Origin of the sequence: Streptosporangium sp. NPDC001681 (assembly GCF_040298085.1) — a bacterium.
Lineage (GTDB): Bacteria > Actinomycetota > Actinomycetes > Streptosporangiales > Streptosporangiaceae > Streptosporangium.
Window position 1 is genome coordinate 43,452 of sequence record NZ_JBEOZN010000056.1, and the last position, 15,929, is coordinate 59,380.

General features: G+C 69.3%; 18 protein-coding genes. 15 read left to right on the plus strand and 3 right to left on the minus strand.

All coding sequences use genetic code 11. From position 1 onward, the window contains the following. Positions 1–52: 52 nt before the first annotated feature. On the minus strand, positions 53–844 hold the full coding sequence (locus ABT130_RS24695; RefSeq protein WP_350958991.1) for an IclR family transcriptional regulator: 792 nt from the start codon (positions 842–844) through the stop codon (positions 53–55). A gap of 84 nt (positions 845–928) precedes the next feature. Next, positions 929–2,221, minus strand: a complete 1,293-nt coding sequence (locus tag ABT130_RS24700; protein WP_350958994.1) for a hypothetical protein — start codon at positions 2,219–2,221, stop codon at positions 929–931. A 98-nt stretch (positions 2,222–2,319) separates the two neighbouring features. Between ABT130_RS24700 and fdxA the strand changes: the two genes are divergently transcribed. From fdxA to ABT130_RS24755, 11 genes are all read left to right on the plus strand, one after another. Continuing rightward, positions 2,320–2,637, plus strand: a complete 318-nt coding sequence (gene fdxA, locus ABT130_RS24705) for a ferredoxin (RefSeq protein ID WP_350930253.1) — start codon at positions 2,320–2,322, stop codon at positions 2,635–2,637. Beyond that, on the plus strand, positions 2,634–3,611 hold the full coding sequence (locus ABT130_RS24710; RefSeq protein WP_350930252.1) for an NAD(P)/FAD-dependent oxidoreductase: 978 nt from the start codon (positions 2,634–2,636) through the stop codon (positions 3,609–3,611). The genes fdxA and ABT130_RS24710 overlap by 4 nt, the downstream gene beginning before the upstream one ends. 54 nt (positions 3,612–3,665) lie before the next feature. Then, positions 3,666–4,442, plus strand: coding sequence for an IclR family transcriptional regulator (locus ABT130_RS24715; RefSeq protein WP_350930251.1), 777 nt, complete (start codon positions 3,666–3,668; stop codon positions 4,440–4,442). A gap of 358 nt (positions 4,443–4,800) precedes the next feature. Next, positions 4,801–5,748, plus strand: coding sequence for an ABC transporter substrate-binding protein (locus ABT130_RS24720; protein WP_350930250.1), 948 nt, complete (start codon positions 4,801–4,803; stop codon positions 5,746–5,748). A gap of 32 nt (positions 5,749–5,780) precedes the next feature. Beyond that, positions 5,781–6,596 (plus strand): ABC transporter permease, encoded by an 816-nt coding sequence (locus ABT130_RS24725; protein ID WP_350930249.1) that lies wholly within the window; start codon positions 5,781–5,783, stop codon positions 6,594–6,596. Continuing rightward, positions 6,593–7,417, plus strand: a complete 825-nt coding sequence (locus ABT130_RS24730) for an ABC transporter permease (RefSeq protein ID WP_350930248.1) — start codon at positions 6,593–6,595, stop codon at positions 7,415–7,417. Before ABT130_RS24725 ends, ABT130_RS24730 begins: the two co-directional genes overlap by 4 nt. Positions 7,418–7,446: 29 nt before the next feature. Next, positions 7,447–8,295 (plus strand): ABC transporter ATP-binding protein, encoded by an 849-nt coding sequence (locus tag ABT130_RS24735; RefSeq protein WP_350930247.1) that lies wholly within the window; start codon positions 7,447–7,449, stop codon positions 8,293–8,295. After that, positions 8,292–9,110 (plus strand): fumarylacetoacetate hydrolase family protein, encoded by an 819-nt coding sequence (locus ABT130_RS24740; protein WP_350930246.1) that lies wholly within the window; start codon positions 8,292–8,294, stop codon positions 9,108–9,110. Before ABT130_RS24735 ends, ABT130_RS24740 begins: the two co-directional genes overlap by 4 nt. 49 nt (positions 9,111–9,159) lie before the next feature. Next, positions 9,160–10,317 carry a hypothetical protein gene (locus tag ABT130_RS24745; RefSeq protein WP_350930245.1) on the plus strand — a complete coding sequence of 386 codons (1,158 nt, stop codon included), beginning with the start codon at positions 9,160–9,162 and terminating at the stop codon, positions 10,315–10,317. Beyond that, entirely contained in the window at positions 10,314–11,087 is a 774-nt protein-coding gene (locus ABT130_RS24750) for an aldolase/citrate lyase family protein (protein ID WP_350958997.1), read from the plus strand. Before ABT130_RS24745 ends, ABT130_RS24750 begins: the two co-directional genes overlap by 4 nt. A gap of 11 nt (positions 11,088–11,098) precedes the next feature. Next, positions 11,099–11,470: a cupin domain-containing protein gene (locus ABT130_RS24755; RefSeq protein ID WP_343961829.1), complete on the plus strand. Its 372-nt coding sequence runs from the start codon at positions 11,099–11,101 to the stop codon at positions 11,468–11,470. A 20-nt stretch (positions 11,471–11,490) separates the two neighbouring features. On the opposite strand, the gene ABT130_RS24760 is transcribed toward ABT130_RS24755, so the two are convergent. Next, entirely contained in the window at positions 11,491–12,594 is a 1,104-nt protein-coding gene (locus ABT130_RS24760) for an acetamidase/formamidase family protein (RefSeq protein WP_350959000.1), read from the minus strand. 197 nt (positions 12,595–12,791) lie between these two features. Here ABT130_RS24760 and ABT130_RS24765 point away from each other — a divergent pair, with 197 nt between their 5' ends. The 4 genes from ABT130_RS24765 to ABT130_RS24780 all read left to right on the plus strand — a co-directional run bounded on the left by ABT130_RS24765 (position 12,792) and on the right by ABT130_RS24780 (position 15,885). Further along, entirely contained in the window at positions 12,792–14,087 is a 1,296-nt protein-coding gene (locus tag ABT130_RS24765) for an aromatic ring-hydroxylating oxygenase subunit alpha (protein WP_350959002.1), read from the plus strand. A gap of 19 nt (positions 14,088–14,106) precedes the next feature. Beyond that, the gene (locus ABT130_RS24770; RefSeq protein ID WP_350959005.1) at positions 14,107–14,625 is read left to right on the plus strand and encodes an aromatic-ring-hydroxylating dioxygenase subunit beta; all 519 of its coding nucleotides are present in this window, start codon (positions 14,107–14,109) and stop codon (positions 14,623–14,625) included. Beyond that, entirely contained in the window at positions 14,625–14,918 is a 294-nt protein-coding gene (locus ABT130_RS24775) for a Dabb family protein (RefSeq protein WP_030916912.1), read from the plus strand. Before ABT130_RS24770 ends, ABT130_RS24775 begins: the two co-directional genes overlap by 1 nt. A 79-nt stretch (positions 14,919–14,997) precedes the next feature. After that, positions 14,998–15,885, plus strand: coding sequence for a VOC family protein (locus tag ABT130_RS24780; protein ID WP_350930239.1), 888 nt, complete (start codon positions 14,998–15,000; stop codon positions 15,883–15,885). Positions 15,886–15,929: the final 44 nt, after the last annotated feature.

Sequence of the window (15,929 nt, forward strand, 5' to 3'; positions counted from 1 at the left end):
GTTTCGACCGTGAATGCGGTTCGCCATCCGGACACCTGGTGTTCACGGAACGTCAGTGACCAGGGGAATTCTGCTCCCTGCCCAGCTCGGCCGTCACCTCGGCCGCGGTCTGCCGCAGGGCTTCGGCGAGCGGGGAGTGGGTGCCCGCGGGAACCGAGGAGGTCGTGCCGACGATGGCCATCGCGGCCAGCAGAACCGGACCGCGGAACACGGGGGAGGCGATGCTGCGCACGCCGTTGACGGAGGGGGTGTTGGCCGAGATGTTGTCCTCACGGATCTTCACGAGCTCCTGGCGCAGCTCGGGGGAGGCGGCCAGCTGCGCTTCGAGGCCGGGAACGTCCTCCGGGGGGAGGAAGGCGCAGAAGACCCGGCCCTGGGCGGACTCGGTCCGCGAGAGGCGGGAGCCCATCCGGACGCTGACCCTTATGGTGCGGTCGGTGTTGTCGTCGACGCGGACGACGACGGCGGTGTCGCCGTCCCAGACGCTCAGCACGACGGTCTCGTCGATCTCCCTGACGAGCCGCTGCATGTACGGCCCGGCGATGCCGATCACGGGCATGCCGACGCGGGCGGCGGCGGAGAGAGTGAGGATCTGCGGTCCCAGGGAGTACAGCGCCTCGCGCTCGTCGTAGCGGAGCAGGTTGCTCTCGCGCAGGGCCTTGGTGTACCGGTGCGCGGTGGCCTTGCTGGTGCCCAGGCTGGCGGTGAGCTGGTTGAGCGTCAGGTGCGGGCGGCTCACCGTGAACGCGCTGAGGATCATCGCGGCCCGCTGGACGGTCTGGATCGCCGGGGTTCTGTTCTCGCCGGCGACACCTTTCAGGCTAGGCACTGGGTCGTCACCCATGTTGGTTCCCTCGCGTTATGTATGGAAGCTCGGCGCCGAGAGTATATTTTGCATTGCGAGACAGCATCCTGCCATCCATAACATTCAATGTCGATGGTCCTGTTCCTCGACATCGCCGAGCGCGTGCCTGACGGCGATCCCGGCGTACAGCCGCGCGAAGCGCACCAGCGTCCGCGGATCGAAGACGTCCCGCCGGGGGTCGGCCGGGTCGGATCCGGCCGCCGGGCCGACCCTGGCGGTCGGGACCCCGTGGCCGCGCAGCACGACTCCGTCCGTCGAGCCCTTCCAGCCGGAGATGGCGGGCGGGGGTTCGCCGTGCTCGTCGTGCCAGGCGGCGATCGCGTGGCGGATCACCGGGGCGTCGGGTGAGGTCACCCCGGCGGGATGGACCAGCCGCGCGTCCACGCTCACCCGGCAACCGTCCAGTGGCCCGCCGGGGATTCCGGCCCGCATCCTGGCGAGTACGGTCCGGGCGATCTCGTCGGGGTCGTCGCCGGGGACGGTGACCAGGTAGAGGTGGAGTTCCACGACGCCCGGCAGCAGGTCGGGCTTCTCCAGGAGCCCTCCCCGTACCGCGCCGATGCCGGCCTCGGCGGCGAGCTGGCGGTCGGCGCCCGCCCTGGCCGCCACGTGCTCGGTGCGCCACGACTCCAGGATCGCGGTGGCGGTGCCAAGGTTGGCGAGGAGCCCGCCGCCCGCGTCCCTGGCCAGCACCGGCCGGTAGGGGGCGCCCAGCCGTACGCGCAGGAAGATCGCTCCAGGCTCCTCGTGCAGGACGCCGTGCGGGCCGCACTTGGCGACCACCGCGGCCGAGGGCAGCGGGTGCGACCGGAGATGCTCGTCGATGCCCGCAGGCCCGGCGGAGGCGAACGGCGACGAGTGCGTGCCGCCCGAGGCCAGGAGCAGGGAGAGGCGGTGTGGCAGACCGCGGCGTCGCAGGGCCGTGGCCGCGGCCACGTATCCCGCCAGCGCCGCGGCGGCGGGTGCGCGGGCGACACCGAGGCCGAAACCCGCCAGCAGGCCGGACGCCGGATCCACGGAGAGCGGCGCGGGCTCCTCGTCGATCCCGGTGGCCCACCGGTCGTGTTCGACGTCACCGGACAGGGAGGTGTCCAGGTGGGAGTAGAAGAGCAGTTCGGGCCCCGAGCCGCCGGCGGTGGACGTCAGGTTCGCCCCCTCGTCCCCGACCGCCTGGATGTTCCAGGGCAGCTCGGGCCAGCGGCTCCGGGTCCACGCCGCCAGCCGGGTCGCGGTCGCGCGCTCCCGGCCCCGGGGGCTGGGGCCGGCGGCCATCACCCGGATCGCCTCGACGATCGGCCCGCTGGAGATCGCCGCGCCCGTGGCGTGTCGCAGATGTCGCAGGGCATCGCTCTTCATGCTCACATGTTAACTCCATGCAAGACGCCATCTCGCATATTGACAATGCTTGCGGCTGAATCCTACTGTTCCCCCACGTTGCCGACGAGGGAGGACTGATGGTCTACGTCGTGACCGACGCGTGTGTGGACGTGCAGGACAGATCGTGTGTCGAGGAGTGCCCGGTCGACTGCATCTATGAGGGCGACCGGATGATGTACATCCATCCGGATGAGTGCGTCGACTGTGGCCGGTGCGAACCCGCCTGCCCGGTGATGTCGATCTTCCATCAGGAGGACCTCCCGGCGGAGGCGACCAGGTTCGCCGAGATCAACGCCGAGTTCTTCGCCGATCTGGGCTCTCCCGGCGGGGCCAGGAAGGTCGGCCGTACCGGCAGCGACCATCCCGCCGCGGTGCCTCCCGGCGGTGGGGCGTGACGGCGTACGACGTCGATCTGGTGATCGTCGGCGCGGGCCCCTCGGGGCTGTACGGCGCCTACTACGCGGGTTTTCGCGGCATGTCCGTCGCCGTGATCGACTCGCTGCCCGAGCCCGGTGGCCAGATCTCGGCTCTCTACCCGGAGAAGGACATCTTCGACATTGCGGGGTTCCCCGCGGTGAAGGGGCAGCGGCTGGTCGACGAGCTGATGACGCAGGCGGCTCAGGCCGATCCGCTCTTCCTGCTCGGGGAGAGCGCCTGCGAACTGCTGCACGACGAGGAGGGCGTGGAGGTCGTCACCGACGCGGGTACCCGGGTGCGTGCCAAGGCCATGCTCCTCACCGGGGGCATCGGCACCTTCACCCCTCGGGAGCTGCCCGTGGGCGAGGAGTACCTGGGCCGGGGATTGCGCTACTTCGTCCGCAGGCTGGACGAGGTGGCCGGCCACGACGTCGTGGTGGTCGGCGGCGGAGACTCCGCGGTGGACTGGGCACTCGCCCTGGAACCGCTGGCGCGCTCGGTGACGCTCGTGCACCGCAGGCCCGTCTTCCGCGCGCACGAGCGCAGCGTGGCGACGCTGCACGCGTCGTCGGTACGGGTGCTGACGCCGTACGAGGTCGCCGAGATCAGTGGTGACCCCCTTCTCGGTGAGGTCGTCGTCGAGAAGGTCAAGGAGGGCGACCGCGTCACGCTGCCGGCCCAGACCGTGGTGGCGGCGCTCGGTTTCATAGCCGACCTCGGGCCTGTCCAGAAGTGGGGCCTTGAGCTGCGTAAACGGCACGTCCTCGTCGACCGGTCGATGAGGACGAACCTGCCCAGGGTGTTCGCCGCCGGGGACATCAGCGACTATGACGGCAAGGTCCGGCTGATCTCCGTCGGGTTCGGCGAGGCCGCTGCGGCGGTCAACAACCTGGCGCCGCTGGTGAATCCCGCCCTCGGTACCACGCCCGGCCATTCTTCCGATGCGGCCTGAGTTCGACAGTCGGTAGAGTCCGGTCCAACGGATGGTCTGTGCGGAGGAGTCGGCATGGCGGATCAGGCGCACCCCGGCGACGTCGACGTGGCCGACGAGGTGCCCGCCATCCAGACGGTGCGGCGCGCCGCGCTGATCCTGAGTGGTTTCACCATCGAGCGTCCCTGGCTGAGCCTCAATGAGATCACCACGCGCCTGGGGGTCAGCAAGCCCACCGCCCACCGGTACGCCAGGGCGTTGCGGGCGGCCAACCTGCTCCGCTACGACCCGCGTAGCGCGCTGTACTCGCTCGGTCCCCAGCTGCTCGGGCTGGAGGCCGCCGCGCGGGCCGGGCTGCCCATCGCCGCGGCCGCCGCTCCCCACCTCGAACTGCTCATGCGCGAGATCAACCAGACGGTCGTGCTCAGCGTCTGGAACGGTGAGTGCCCGGTGGTGGTCAGCTGCGTGGACAACACCCTCGGCGACATCCGGCTGAGCGTCCGTACCGGCTCGCAGCTTGACGTCACCCGCTCGGCCCAGGGCCGGATCTTCTGCGCCTACCTGCCTGTGGGAGAGGTACCCGGGCTCGCGCGGCGGCTGCGGGCCTCCGCGGAAATGCGTGAACTCCTCAAGGAGGTCCGGCGGACCGGGCTCGCGATCAACTCTCCGGTGGATCACGGGGTGCGCGTGCTCGCGGCGCCGATCTTCGAGGGTGACCAGGTGGTCGCCTCGATGGCGGTCCTCGGCACGGTGGCCTCCCTCGCGGGCGACCTGGAGACGCAGGCCGCCGCCGTGCTGCTGGGGGTGGCGCGCGAGCTGTCGCGCGAGCTGGGCGGCACCACGCCCGTCTGAGTGCGGGCCAACGGGCTCGGAAGCGGAAGTCACGGCGCGGCGGCGTGTTCCGTCGGCGTGCGTTCCCGCTGATCAGACATTCTTTCCGGAAATCGCAGGTGATCTCCCGCAGTGCTCAAGCACGCCTGCGATGTGACGCAATGCGAGATGTGATTCCGCATCTTGACACGTGCCAAGCGTTCCTCGTACGTTCATGAAGCCCGGTTGACCTGGCACGGCGGTGGGGAACCCCGCCACTGGCGCGACCGCCCGCCGATGCCCCAAGAAAAACCACCCCCTGAACCCTCGCCGTCTCCCCCCCAGAGCGGCGGCGAGAGGAGTAGGAGCAAGCATGGGTATGCGACGCGCAGGGGCCGTTATGGCCTTCGCGACAGTCCTCCTCGCCACCGCCTGCGGCGGCGAGGATTCGTCCGCTACCGGAACGGCTTCGGCCGACGGTCCCACCAAGGTCTCCGTGACCACCTTCGGCTGCGAGATGTGGAACACCTGGGCCGAGGCCAAGGGCATCTACGCCAAGCACGGCCTGCAGGTCGAGTACGTCAAGTCCTTCGGCGGGTCCGCCGCGGTCGCCGCGGTGCTGTCGGGCGCGGCCGACTTCGGCTACGTCAACGGGTTCACCGCGATCAACGCCTACAACACCGGTTTCCCGATCCAGATGGTCTCGGGGGCCAACATCAACGCCCTGCCCCCTGCGGACCCGGCACAGGGGGTCTTCGTCAAGAAGGGCTCCTCCGTCAAGTCGGCCAAGGACCTGGTCGGCAAGAAGATCGCGGTCAACGAGATCGGCGGGATCAACCAGATCGCCACCTCGGTCTGGCTGGAGGCCAACGGCGTCCCCACCGACCAGGTGAGCTTCGTGGCACTGCCGTACGCGGAGCAGGTCAACGCGGTGAACGGCGACCGGGTGGCCGCCGCGCAGATGGGATACGCGCTGCTCGGCTCGGGCGGCGCCGACCTGCGCAGCCTCGACGATCCCTTCGTCGCGCTCGGCAAGGTCTACATCGCGACGTACGTGGCGTCGAAGACGTTCGTGGCGCAGGGGGACACCGCCAAACGCTTCAACGACGCCATGGTGGAGACCATGAAGCAGCTTGAGGATCCGGCGAACAAGGACGAGTCGTTCAAGCTGCTCTCCGAATGCTCCAAGGTGCCCGCCGAGACCCTCGCGGCCCAGCCGCAGAACGGGCTCGCCCCGAAGGTCGACTTCGCGGCGCTGAACGACATGGCCAAGAAGCTGGTGGATCTGAAGATGATCTCCAAGCAGCCTGATCTCGAACCCTTCGTTCCGGCCTTCGCCCGGTCCTGACCTCCCGGACGGCGAGAGGGAAGGAGATCTCCGTGACGACAGTCGCACAGCCGGCAGGACCGGTCGCCCAGGCGAGAAGACCCACACCCACCTGGGTCCTCGGCGCGGCCGGTGTCGTGACGATGTTCGTGGTGTGGGACCTGCTGGTCCGTTCCGGAGCGGTGTCGCGGGACTCGCTCCCCTATCCGGGGGCCACCCTGGCGCGCCTCGCCGAGTTGCTGACCGATCCGCTCTTCCTCGGTCAGGTGGTGCAGACCCTGTGGGCATGGGTCATCTCGATGCTCGTCGCCTCGGTGGTGGCCGTCCCGCTCGGCCTGGCGCTGGGATACTTCGCCACGCTGTACCGCCCGGCCTCGGCGGTGGTGCACGCGGCCAGGTCCGTTCCCTCGTCGGCGTTCCTGCCCGTCGCCATCCTGCTCTTCGGGCTGGGGACGCAGATGAAGGTCTCGCTCAGCGTCTACGCCGTCTTCTGGCCGATCCTGCTCAACGCGATGTACGGCGTGCGTGACGCGGAGCCGCTGATGCTCACCGCGGGACGGAGCATGGGCTGGGGGCAGCGAAAGCTGCTGACCAGGATCGTGCTGCCCTCGGCGGCTCCCGCCATCGCCACCGGCCTGCGCGTGGCGAGCTCGACCGCGCTCATCGTGGTCCTCTCCGCCGAGCTCCTCGGAGCCACCAGCGGAGTAGGCACGGTGATCACGACCTACCAGGAGGCGCAGCGCCCCGACTACGTCTACGCCGGGATCCTGATCGTCGGGATCCTCGGAATGCTGATCTACTACGGGTTCCATCTCGCCGAGCGGCTGCTCGTGCCCTGGGGCCACGCCCAGCGGGGAGAGGGACGATGAGCCGCGTTCGAGGTCTGCTGCGTGGTCTGGTCCGTGCGGCGCAGTGGCTCTGGCTGCTCGCGGTTCTGCTGGTGGTCTGGGAGGTGGTCGCCCGCCAGGCGGAGTCGCTGTTCATCCCGCCGTTCTCCCGGATCGTCGTCGCCTTCGTCGACAACTGGCTCTCCGGCGACCCGGCCTCGCTGTTCCTCAGTGACCAGTTCTGGGCCGACGTGCTGCCCAGCCTCGCCCGCCTGGCGGCCGGCTACGGCCTGGCATGCGCGATCGGCGTCATCGTGGGCATCGTGCTGGGCGTGTGGCACCAGGCGGGGGCGTTCCTCAACCCGCTGATCAGGCTCGGCATGTCGGTGCCGGTGACGATGCTGCTTCCCATCGCGATCGTCTTCTTCGGCATCACCAGCGGGATGAACGTCTCCCTGATCGCGCTGGGCTGCCTGTGGCCGATCCTGGTCAACACCTACGACGGTGTCCGGGGTTTGGACACCGTCGTGACCACCACCGCGCGGAGCATGCGGCTGTCCAGGCGGCGCTACTTCCTCAGCGTGCTGCTGCCCGGCGCCAGCCCCTCGATCATCGCGGGCATGCGCATCAGCATCGGCATCGCGCTGGTGCTCATGGTGATCTCGGAGCTGTACGCGGCCACCTCCGGCCTCGGCTTCTACATCGTCGAACAGCAGAAGCTGTTCCGCTTTCCCGAGCTGTGGTCGGCGATCCTGCTCGTCGCACTCCTCGGCATCCTCTTCAACGCCGCCTTCGCGCTGCTGGAGAGGTCGGCACTGCGCTGGCACCGCGGTGCCAAAGCGGGATCGGAGCGCGCCTCGTGACGACATCTGACACCGAAGGGACGTCTCCCGTGGGAGCAACCAAGACCAGCGGGGGACCCGGTCGCGCCGCCGGGCTCGCCGAGCCGATCCTCGAAGCACGCGGGGTGACCAAGTCGTACCGGTCGAGACAGGGTGACGTGCTCGCCGTCCGGAGCATCGACTTCTCCGTCTCGCGGGGGGAGTTCGTCTCCGTGGTGGGGCCGTCCGGATGCGGCAAGACGACGCTGATGATGTGCATCGCCGGACTGCTCCCGGTCACCGGCGGATCGCTGACCTTCCGCGGGCAGGCGATGACCGGCCCGCAGGAGGGCGTCGCGGTCGTCTTCCAGGACTACAGCCGCTCGCTGTTCCCCTGGCTGAACGTGGAGAAGAACGTCGCCCTGCCGCTCCGGGACCGCGGCATCCCGCGCGCCGACATCCAGCGGAGGGTCGAGCGCGCGCTGGAGATGGTCGACCTCGGCCACGCGGCAGGGCTGTATCCCTGGCAGCTGTCCGGTGGGATGCAGCAGAGGGTGGCGATCGCGCGTGGGCTGGCCGTGGAGCCGGAGATGCTCATCATGGACGAGCCGTTCGCCTCGGTGGACGCCCAGACCCGGGCGAACCTTGAGGACCTGCTCCTGGAGATCTGGGCGGAGACGGGGACGACCATCCTGTTCGTGACGCACGACATCGACGAGGCGGTGTACCTGTCGGACCGGGTCGTGGTGCTCTCCCAGGGGCCGTCTGTCGTGGTGGAGGACATCACCGTCGAGCTCGACCGCCCCCGCCACCAGATCGACACCAAACAGGTCCCGCTCTTCGGCGAGCTGCGCGCCGAGGTCTTCGGGCTGGTCATGGCCTCCGACCGCCGTACCTCACTCTCCGGGGAGAAGTCGTGAACCTGATCGCGACGCCGCAGGGCCTGGCACGTCTCGACGCCGGCCTCGACGGTGACGGCGCCGTCCTGCTGGACCTGCCCTTCGCCGATGTGGCGGAGCTGCTCGCGGCGGGTGAGGGCTTCGCCCCCGCGCACGCCGCGCGGGAGCGGGGCCGGATCGAGCCGGGGGAGCTCCTGGCCCCGCTGGGCGGCACCGGGGCCATCTGGGGTGTGGGGCTGAACTACCTGTCGAAGGCACGGCTGACCGGGCGGGCCGTCCCCTCGGAACCCATCCTCTTCCTCCGGTCGCCCTCGGCGGTGTCCGCGCCGGGAGCGGAGGTGACGCTGCCACAGGACCGTTCCAGCCAGGTGGACTACGAGGGCGAGGTCGCCTTCGTGATCGGGCGGCCGATGCACCGCACCCCGCCCGGTGAGGTGTGGAGGCACATCGCCGGCATCACGGCGGCCAACGACATGACCGCGCGTGACGTCATGGTCGCCACCGCGACCCCCACCCTGGCCAAGAGCTTCCCCGGCTTCGGCGCGCTCGGTGCCTCGGTGCTCGAACTCTCGGCGGTCGACGACCCCGAGAAGATCACTGTCAGGACCAGTGTGAACGGAACGGTCCGGCAGGACTCCAGCACGGCGGAACTGATCTTCGCCGTGCCCGAGCTGATCTCCAGGATCTCCCACTTCGCCGCGCTGCGACCCGGCGACGTCGTGCTGACCGGTACCCCGGCGGGCACGGGCCAGGACCGCGGGGTCTTCCTGCGTCCCGGTGACGAGGTGGAGGTGTCCGTCGCCGGCGTGCTGCCGCTGCGCACCCGGTACCGCTGAGTTCCCCCTTTCCAGAGCCTTCGCAGTTCCCCGAGATGAGAGATATGAGATGACCGAGATTTCGTTCGACCTTGTTCTGTCCGGCGGCACCGTCTTCGACCCCGTGGCGGGCACTCACGCGGTCACCGACGTGGCCGTGACCGACGGCCGCGTCGCGCGCATCGCGCCCTCGCTCGCCGCGCAGGCCAGGGAGGTCGTCGACTGCGCGGGCAAGTGGGTCATGCCGGGCCTGGTCGAGGGGCACACCCATGTCTTCGAGAACGTCTCGAAGGTGGGGGCGCCGCCGGACGAGGCCCATCTGCGCCGGGGAGTGGTCGCCGCCGCCGACGCCGGTACGGTCGGCGCCTCGACCTTCGCCGCCTTCCGCGAATTCGTGGTCCGGCCCGCCGAGATGCGCCTGGTCAACTTCCTCAACGTCTCGGTGCTCGGGCTGATCGACTTCCGTTTCGGTGAGCTGCTCAACCCGGACACGCTGGTCGCCGAGGACGCGCTGGCCGTGGCGCGGGACAACCCGGACGTGGTCCGCGGCTTCAAGATCCGTCTCTCCGAGGACGTGGTCGGCTCGGCCTGGCGCTCGCTGCTCAAGAGCTCCCTCGCGTTGGCCGCCGACGCGGGTCTGCCCCTCATGGTCCACATCGGGGAGACCGAGGAGCCGCTGCCCGAGGTTCTGGGGATGCTCCGCCCGGGGGACATCGTCGCGCACTGCTACACCGGCAAGCCGCACGGCATCCTCGACGACGACAAGGTCATTCCCGCGGTGCTCGACGCGCGGGCTCGCGGGGTCCTCTTCGACAGCGCCCACGGCAAGAGCAATCTCAGCTTCGAGGTCGCCAGGAAGGCGATCGCCGAGGGCTTCCTGCCCGACCTGCTCACCTCCGACACCAGCGCCAGGAACTGGCGCGGGCCGGTCTTCGACCTGATCACCAGCGCCGCCAAGCTGCGGGCGCTCGGCATGACCATGGACGAGATCGTGCCGCGGATGACCATCGCCCCCGCCCGGCGGCTCGGCCTGGACACCGAGGGATACGGCACCCTCGTCGAGGGCGGTCCCGCCCACGTCACGGTGCTGGAGGACACCGAGGAGACGACCCTGCCCGACGCGGCGGGCAACTCGATCGTGGCACCCAGGCTGGAGCCAGCCCTCGTCCTGCACGGCGGGCAGCGGGTGGAGACGACGCCCTGGCGCGGCCTGGGCACCGGCCGGTGACACCGGTCGTCGAGGCGAGACGGAGGCTGCGGACCGCGCTGGCCGGTGGAGGCCGGGTCGTCGGCACGTTCGTCAAGCTGCCCACCGTCGACTCCGTGGATCTCGCCCGGCAGGCCGGGTTCGACTTCGTCGTCGTCGACCTGGAGCACTCCTCGCTGTCGGCGGAGACGGTGATCTCCCTGGTGCGGCATGCCGCCGCGACGGGCATCCCGGCCCTGGTCCGGGTGCCCGTCGTGGATCCGCCGCTGATCAACAGGGTGCTGGAGGCGGGCGCGGCGGGCGTGCAGCTCTCGACGCTGACCGCCGCCGCCGAGAGCGCCGCCCTGGTCGCCGCGGCCCGCTACGCCCCCCATGGGCGGCGGAGCATCAGCCTCTCCCACCCGACCGCCGGCTTCGGCGCCGTGGACCTGGCGGCGTACCTGGCGGCGGAGGCGGCGGAGCCGCCGCTGCTCGTCGGGCAGATCGAGACCGCCACCACCTGTGACCCGCTGCCGGAGCTGTTGGACGGCCTGGACGTGGCCTTCGTCGGTACCACCGACCTGGCCGTCAGCCTGGGCCTCCCCGGTGCGGAGGTACTGCTCGCGCGGGTGGGGGAGATCGTCGACGCGGCCCGTTCCGTCGGGGTGGCATCGGGCGGCTGGCTCGCCCGTGCGGACGCCGAGCTGGCCGCCGGGAGCGGCCTCGGCGCCGCGCGTTACCTCATCGTCGGCTCGGACCTGCAACTCCTCGGTTCGGCCCTGCGCGAGGTGATGGACAAGTGGGATCAATGAAAGGAATGCCTGTGTTCAACCAGCGGCTGTACGCCACCGCCGTCAACTGGGACGACATCCCCGCGACCGAGATCCGGCCGGGTGTCCGGCGCAAGGTGTACTCCACTGACGAGACCATGCTCGCCTGGCACGAACTGGCCGTCGGCATGACGCTCAACCCGCACAAGCACGACGACTTCGATCAGCTCGTACTGATCCTGCAGGGCAGGTGCAACTACTACGTCGACGGCGTGCCGCACGAGATGTCCGCGGGCTCGATGATGCTGGTCCCCCGAGGGGCCGAGCACTACGTCGAGCCCACCGAGGGGCCGTGCGTCAACGTCGACGTGTTCAGCCCCCCGCGGGCGGACTTCGGCGACTCCGTCTGGCTGCCCGGGAGCTAGCATCCCGGGCGGCCCGGTGGTTACCGTCCGAAGTCGGCCTTCCTGATCAGGCAGTGCACCCCCTTGACCTGGTCGACGACCTGGCTGACCTCGAAGTCGGCCGCCGCGCTGAGGTAGGCGAGCGCCTTTGAGCGTTCCATGCCCTGGGTGAGTTCGAGGAACGTCACGGCTGCCCGTACGGCACGCCGCATGGCCTCGTTGAGGTCTGTGTGCAGGCCGACGGGGAGCCAGTGGGTCGAGGTCTCGGCGAACGGCTCACCGAGCGTGCCAAGGAGCGGGCCGGCCTCCTTGGCGGGGATCACCGACAGGCGCAGCGTGGCGCGCAGCGGTGCCTCAAGCGCGGTCAGGGCGACCTCGCCGTCGCCCTGGGCGTAGTGCGGGTCGCCCGCGTAGAACCCGGCACCCGGGACCTGTACCGGCAGGTAGAGGCTGGACCCGACCCGCAGCTCGTTGATGTCGAGGTTCCCGCCGAAGGAGCCGGGCGGCACCGAGTGGACCTGGTCGCCGGTGTCGACCGCCACCCCCATCAGGCCCAGGAACGGCGCGAGCGGGAAGCGCGCCGCCCGCCCCTCGCCGAACGGGATGACGCCGTGCAGGCGCCCGGCCTCCTCGACCACCTCGGTGAAGACGCAGACGCTGTTGTACTCCCGCGCGCCGTCCGCGAGCAGGCCGGTGTCGGCGGCGGTCTCGGGGAACTCCCCGGGGAGCGCGCCGTAGCCGTGCCTGCTGCTGATGAACCCGTACGGCGCCCGGATCAGCAGGCTGAGCACGTCCACCTTGAGCACGTCGCCGGGTTGGGCCCCGGCGACGGAGATCGGCCCCGTCACCACGTGCGGGCCGTCGGTGTCGTAGTCGTGGGCGACGTCGGAGGCGGCCAGGTCGCGTGCGTCGGTGAGCACCTGGTCGGCGCCGACGCCGAACCCGGCGAGGTAGGAGACCGGGTCACGACCCTGGTCCTCCAGGATTCCCTCGTGACTGAGAGTATCGATGGTGACGGTGTCGCCGGACTCGACACGGAGCACGTGCTGGTGGTCGCGATTGGGCAACAGGCCCCAGAGGCTGGTGTCCGGGCTGGTGGGGAGGTAGTGGGAACCATCGATGCGGCCGGTCTTCGGCTGGAGCATTGTCCCTCCACGGGGGATACGTCGCTGTCACCGGCTGAGAAAACTCGACAAGTGTTGCGTCGCCGTTAACGGGGAGTAACCGAAGATTTCGATGCGAAGACTGGCACTTGACACCGGGATGGCGTGGTAGCAGCATCACATAGCGAGATGGCATCTCGAATTCTCGTTCAAAGTCCGTAGGAAGGCCAGGCGCCGCGATGACGCAGCTGACACAGGGATATCCGATCTCCTCCCTCGTGAAGGAGGATGGGGAGGCGTTGTCGTTCAAGGTGCACAGGTCCGCCTACCGGTCAGAAGAGGTCTTCCAAGCGGAGATCTCCCGGATCTGGGGGCACACCTGGCTCTACCTCGGCCACGAGACGGAGATCCCCAAGCCGGGTGACTTCAAGACGAGGACTCTCGGCGGGCGTCCGCTGATCTTCTGCCGCGACTCCTCCGGCGAGGTTCAGGTCTTCCTCAACGCCTGCACCCACCGGGGCACCGTGCTCTGCCGGCACAGCGAGGGCAACACCAAGTTCTTCCAGTGCTTCTACCACGCATGGGTGTTCAGCAACTCGGGTGATCTCTCGGCGCTGCCCGGCGACGACGCGTACGTCGACGTGCCGGAGTTCCGCGAGGCGATGAAGCTGCGCTCGGTGCCCAGGATCCAGAGCCACGAGGGCTTCGTGTTCATCGCCTTCGACCCGGACGTGCCCGACCTGATGACCCACCTCGGCAAGGCCGCCCACTACATGTCGCTGACCGCGAAGATCGGTCCCGCGGGCATGGAGACCGTGCCCGGGGTGCAGCTGTACTCGGTCAAGGGCAACTGGAAGCTCGCGGTCGAGAACGCGATGGACGGCTACCACTTCGCGCCCACCCACAACACCTTCGTGGGCTACCTGCGCGAGACCGGCTTCGCCGTCACCGACGACGACCAGTACGCCTACGACCTCGGCGGCGGCCACGGACTGCTCATCCTGACCGGCCACAACGGGCGGATCGGCATGGTCTGGGAGCCGAGGTTCGGCGAGGCGGAGAAGGAGCGGACGGCTCTCAAGCGCCAGGAGATGGAGGACCGGCTCGGCCCCGAGCTGGCCAAGGAGGTCGCCGACGCCAGTCGTATCCTCTTCGTCTTCCCCAACCTGCTCCTGTTCGACCTGGAGGCGCTGACCATCCGCCAGATCGATCCGGTCTCCGCCGGCCAGACCAGCGTGCGGGCCTGGCAGTTCGTCGAGGCGGACGAACCCGCCGAGGTGCGGGCGCTGCGGATCAAGACGATGGTCAGCTTCGTCGGTCCCGGCGGCCTCGCGACGCCGGACGACATCGAGGCGTACGAGGCGGTGCAGCGCGGGATCGAGGCGACCGCGAACGCGGCGGACCCCGCCTTCGACTGGAGTGACATGTCGCGCGGCATGGCCAACGAGAAAAAGGGCAACCAGGGCCGTTCCATCGACGAGGGCGCGATGCGCAGCTTCTGGCGCCACTGGGCCACCGTCGTGGGCCGGGACTGAGCGGGCCGGGACCGAGTCGATGGACGGTAAGAAGAGTAAGGAGAGCGCCGTGGGCGGCAGGACCATCACCCGGCACGAGGTGGAGGACTTTCTCTATCGCGAGGCGTCGCTGCTCGACGAGTGGCGCCTCGACGAGTGGTTCACCCTCTTCGAGGAGGGCGGACGGCTGGAGGTCGCCACCACCGACTGGAAGGGCTGGGACAGCTCGGAGGCCGGCTCCTTCATGTGTGACGACTACGATCTCATCAAGGCCAGGGTGAAGCGGCTCAAGAGCCGTAAGGCGCACGCGGAGAACCCGCACTCCAGGACCCATCGGATGATCTCCAACGTGCTCATCCTGGAACAGGGCGACAAGACGGTCTGGGTGAGTGCCAACTTCATCGTCCACCGCTACCGCGACGGCGGGACCTACAGCTACGTGGGCCGCTACGAGCATGTCCTGCTGATCGAGGACGAGGGGCTCCGCTTCAGGCTCCGCAGGTCGATTCCCACCATGGAGGCCATGGACGCGGGCGCACGGCTGAGCTTCATCCTCTGATGATCAAGCACATGCTGGTCTTCCGCTTCAAGGAGGACGTACCGGCCGAGACGGTGGCGGCGGTCCTGGCGGAGCTGGAGACGTTCCCGAGCAGGTACCCGGCCATGCGCGACTGGGCCTGCGGTCCCAACGTCAGCACGCGCGACACGAGCATGACGCACGGCTTCGTCGTCGGGTTCGACTCCGAGCAGGAGTTGCTGGACTACCTGCACAGCTCCTCGCACGAGGAGTTCGTGCGGCTGCGCTGGCGGCCGGTGATCGAGCGGCAGGCCATCGTCAGCCTGCACTGCTGATCCCGCCGCGACGCCCGCGCCGACCGGCACCACACGACGAGCACGTCACGAAGAACCAAGAAGGAATGAGGAAGGCACCATGACAGCTGACGCCCGTCCCCGGGCACCGTACGGGATGGAGTACGCCCGGATCGCGGTGCCGGATATGGCAGCGACCATTGAGTTCCTCCAGTATCACGTGGGTCTCCAGCTCGAACAGCACGACGACGAGTACGCCTACCTGCGCGCCGACATCGAGCACCACTGTGTTGAACTGCTCCACGAGCCCGGCAGGGAGACGTCGCACACGGTCGCGATCGGCTTCAGCGTGGAGTCCGACGAGGTCCTCGACGACCTGAGGGAGAGGGTGCTCGCGGCGGGGCTGGAGGTGCTGCCCCTGCAGGACAGGATGAAGGGCCTGTGCCAGCGCGGCTTCGGCGTGAGCGACCCGAACGGGCTGATCGTGGAGCTGTTCACCGAGTTCCAGGAGTACGCCGAGGCGCCCGTCATCGAGCTGCGCCCGCTCGACCTCGTGCACCCCTTCATCGCCACCGACAAGTACGACGAGTCCCTGGCCTTCTACACCGGGGTGCTCGGCTTCATGGCCTCCGACTACGTCGGGGACGGCACCGTGTTCCTGCGGGCCGAGGACCGTTACCACCACAGCCTGGCCCTGCAGCGCAACAACGAGTACTACGTCGCCCACCTGTGCTTCATGATGAAGAGCCTCGACCACGTCATGCGCGGCAGGGCACGCGCCCTGTACAAGGGGGTGCCGATCGCGTCCGACATGGTCAACCACTCCGCGTCGACCTCGATCGCCTTCTACATGTTCGAACCCAAGCACGGGCCCAGGTACGAGCTGTGCGACGGCCACCGGGTCTTCACCCCCGAGGAGCACGAGACGCACCGGCCGCGCAGGATGGCCGTCGACCCGCGCAACATCGACGTCTGGCGCGCCGCCGCCGACGACTGGGGCCGTTTCTGAGCGGTGTCCCCGAACGGAGAAGGCGAGCAGCCCCGGCCCGCGAC

Bases quoted from the DNA above. Each gene is read 5' to 3' on its own strand.
- ABT130_RS24695 (WP_350958991.1), bottom strand. From the start codon at position 844: ATGGGTGACGACCCAGTGCCTAGCCTGAAAGGTGTCGCCGGCGAGAAC.
- ABT130_RS24700 (WP_350958994.1), bottom strand. From the start codon at position 2,221: ATGAAGAGCGATGCCCTGCGACATCTGCGACACGCCACGGGCGCGGCG.
- fdxA (WP_350930253.1), top strand. From the start codon at position 2,320: ATGGTCTACGTCGTGACCGACGCGTGTGTGGACGTGCAGGACAGATCG.
- ABT130_RS24715 (WP_350930251.1), top strand. From the start codon at position 3,666: ATGGCGGATCAGGCGCACCCCGGCGACGTCGACGTGGCCGACGAGGTG.
- ABT130_RS24720 (WP_350930250.1), top strand. From the start codon at position 4,801: ATGGCCTTCGCGACAGTCCTCCTCGCCACCGCCTGCGGCGGCGAGGAT.
- ABT130_RS24730 (WP_350930248.1), top strand. From the start codon at position 6,593: ATGAGCCGCGTTCGAGGTCTGCTGCGTGGTCTGGTCCGTGCGGCGCAG.
- ABT130_RS24745 (WP_350930245.1), top strand. From the start codon at position 9,160: ATGACCGAGATTTCGTTCGACCTTGTTCTGTCCGGCGGCACCGTCTTC.
- ABT130_RS24760 (WP_350959000.1), bottom strand. From the start codon at position 12,594: ATGCTCCAGCCGAAGACCGGCCGCATCGATGGTTCCCACTACCTCCCC.
- ABT130_RS24765 (WP_350959002.1), top strand. From the start codon at position 12,792: ATGACGCAGCTGACACAGGGATATCCGATCTCCTCCCTCGTGAAGGAG.
- ABT130_RS24770 (WP_350959005.1), top strand. From the start codon at position 14,107: ATGGACGGTAAGAAGAGTAAGGAGAGCGCCGTGGGCGGCAGGACCATC.
- ABT130_RS24775 (WP_030916912.1), top strand. From the start codon at position 14,625: ATGATCAAGCACATGCTGGTCTTCCGCTTCAAGGAGGACGTACCGGCC.
- ABT130_RS24780 (WP_350930239.1), top strand. From the start codon at position 14,998: ATGACAGCTGACGCCCGTCCCCGGGCACCGTACGGGATGGAGTACGCC.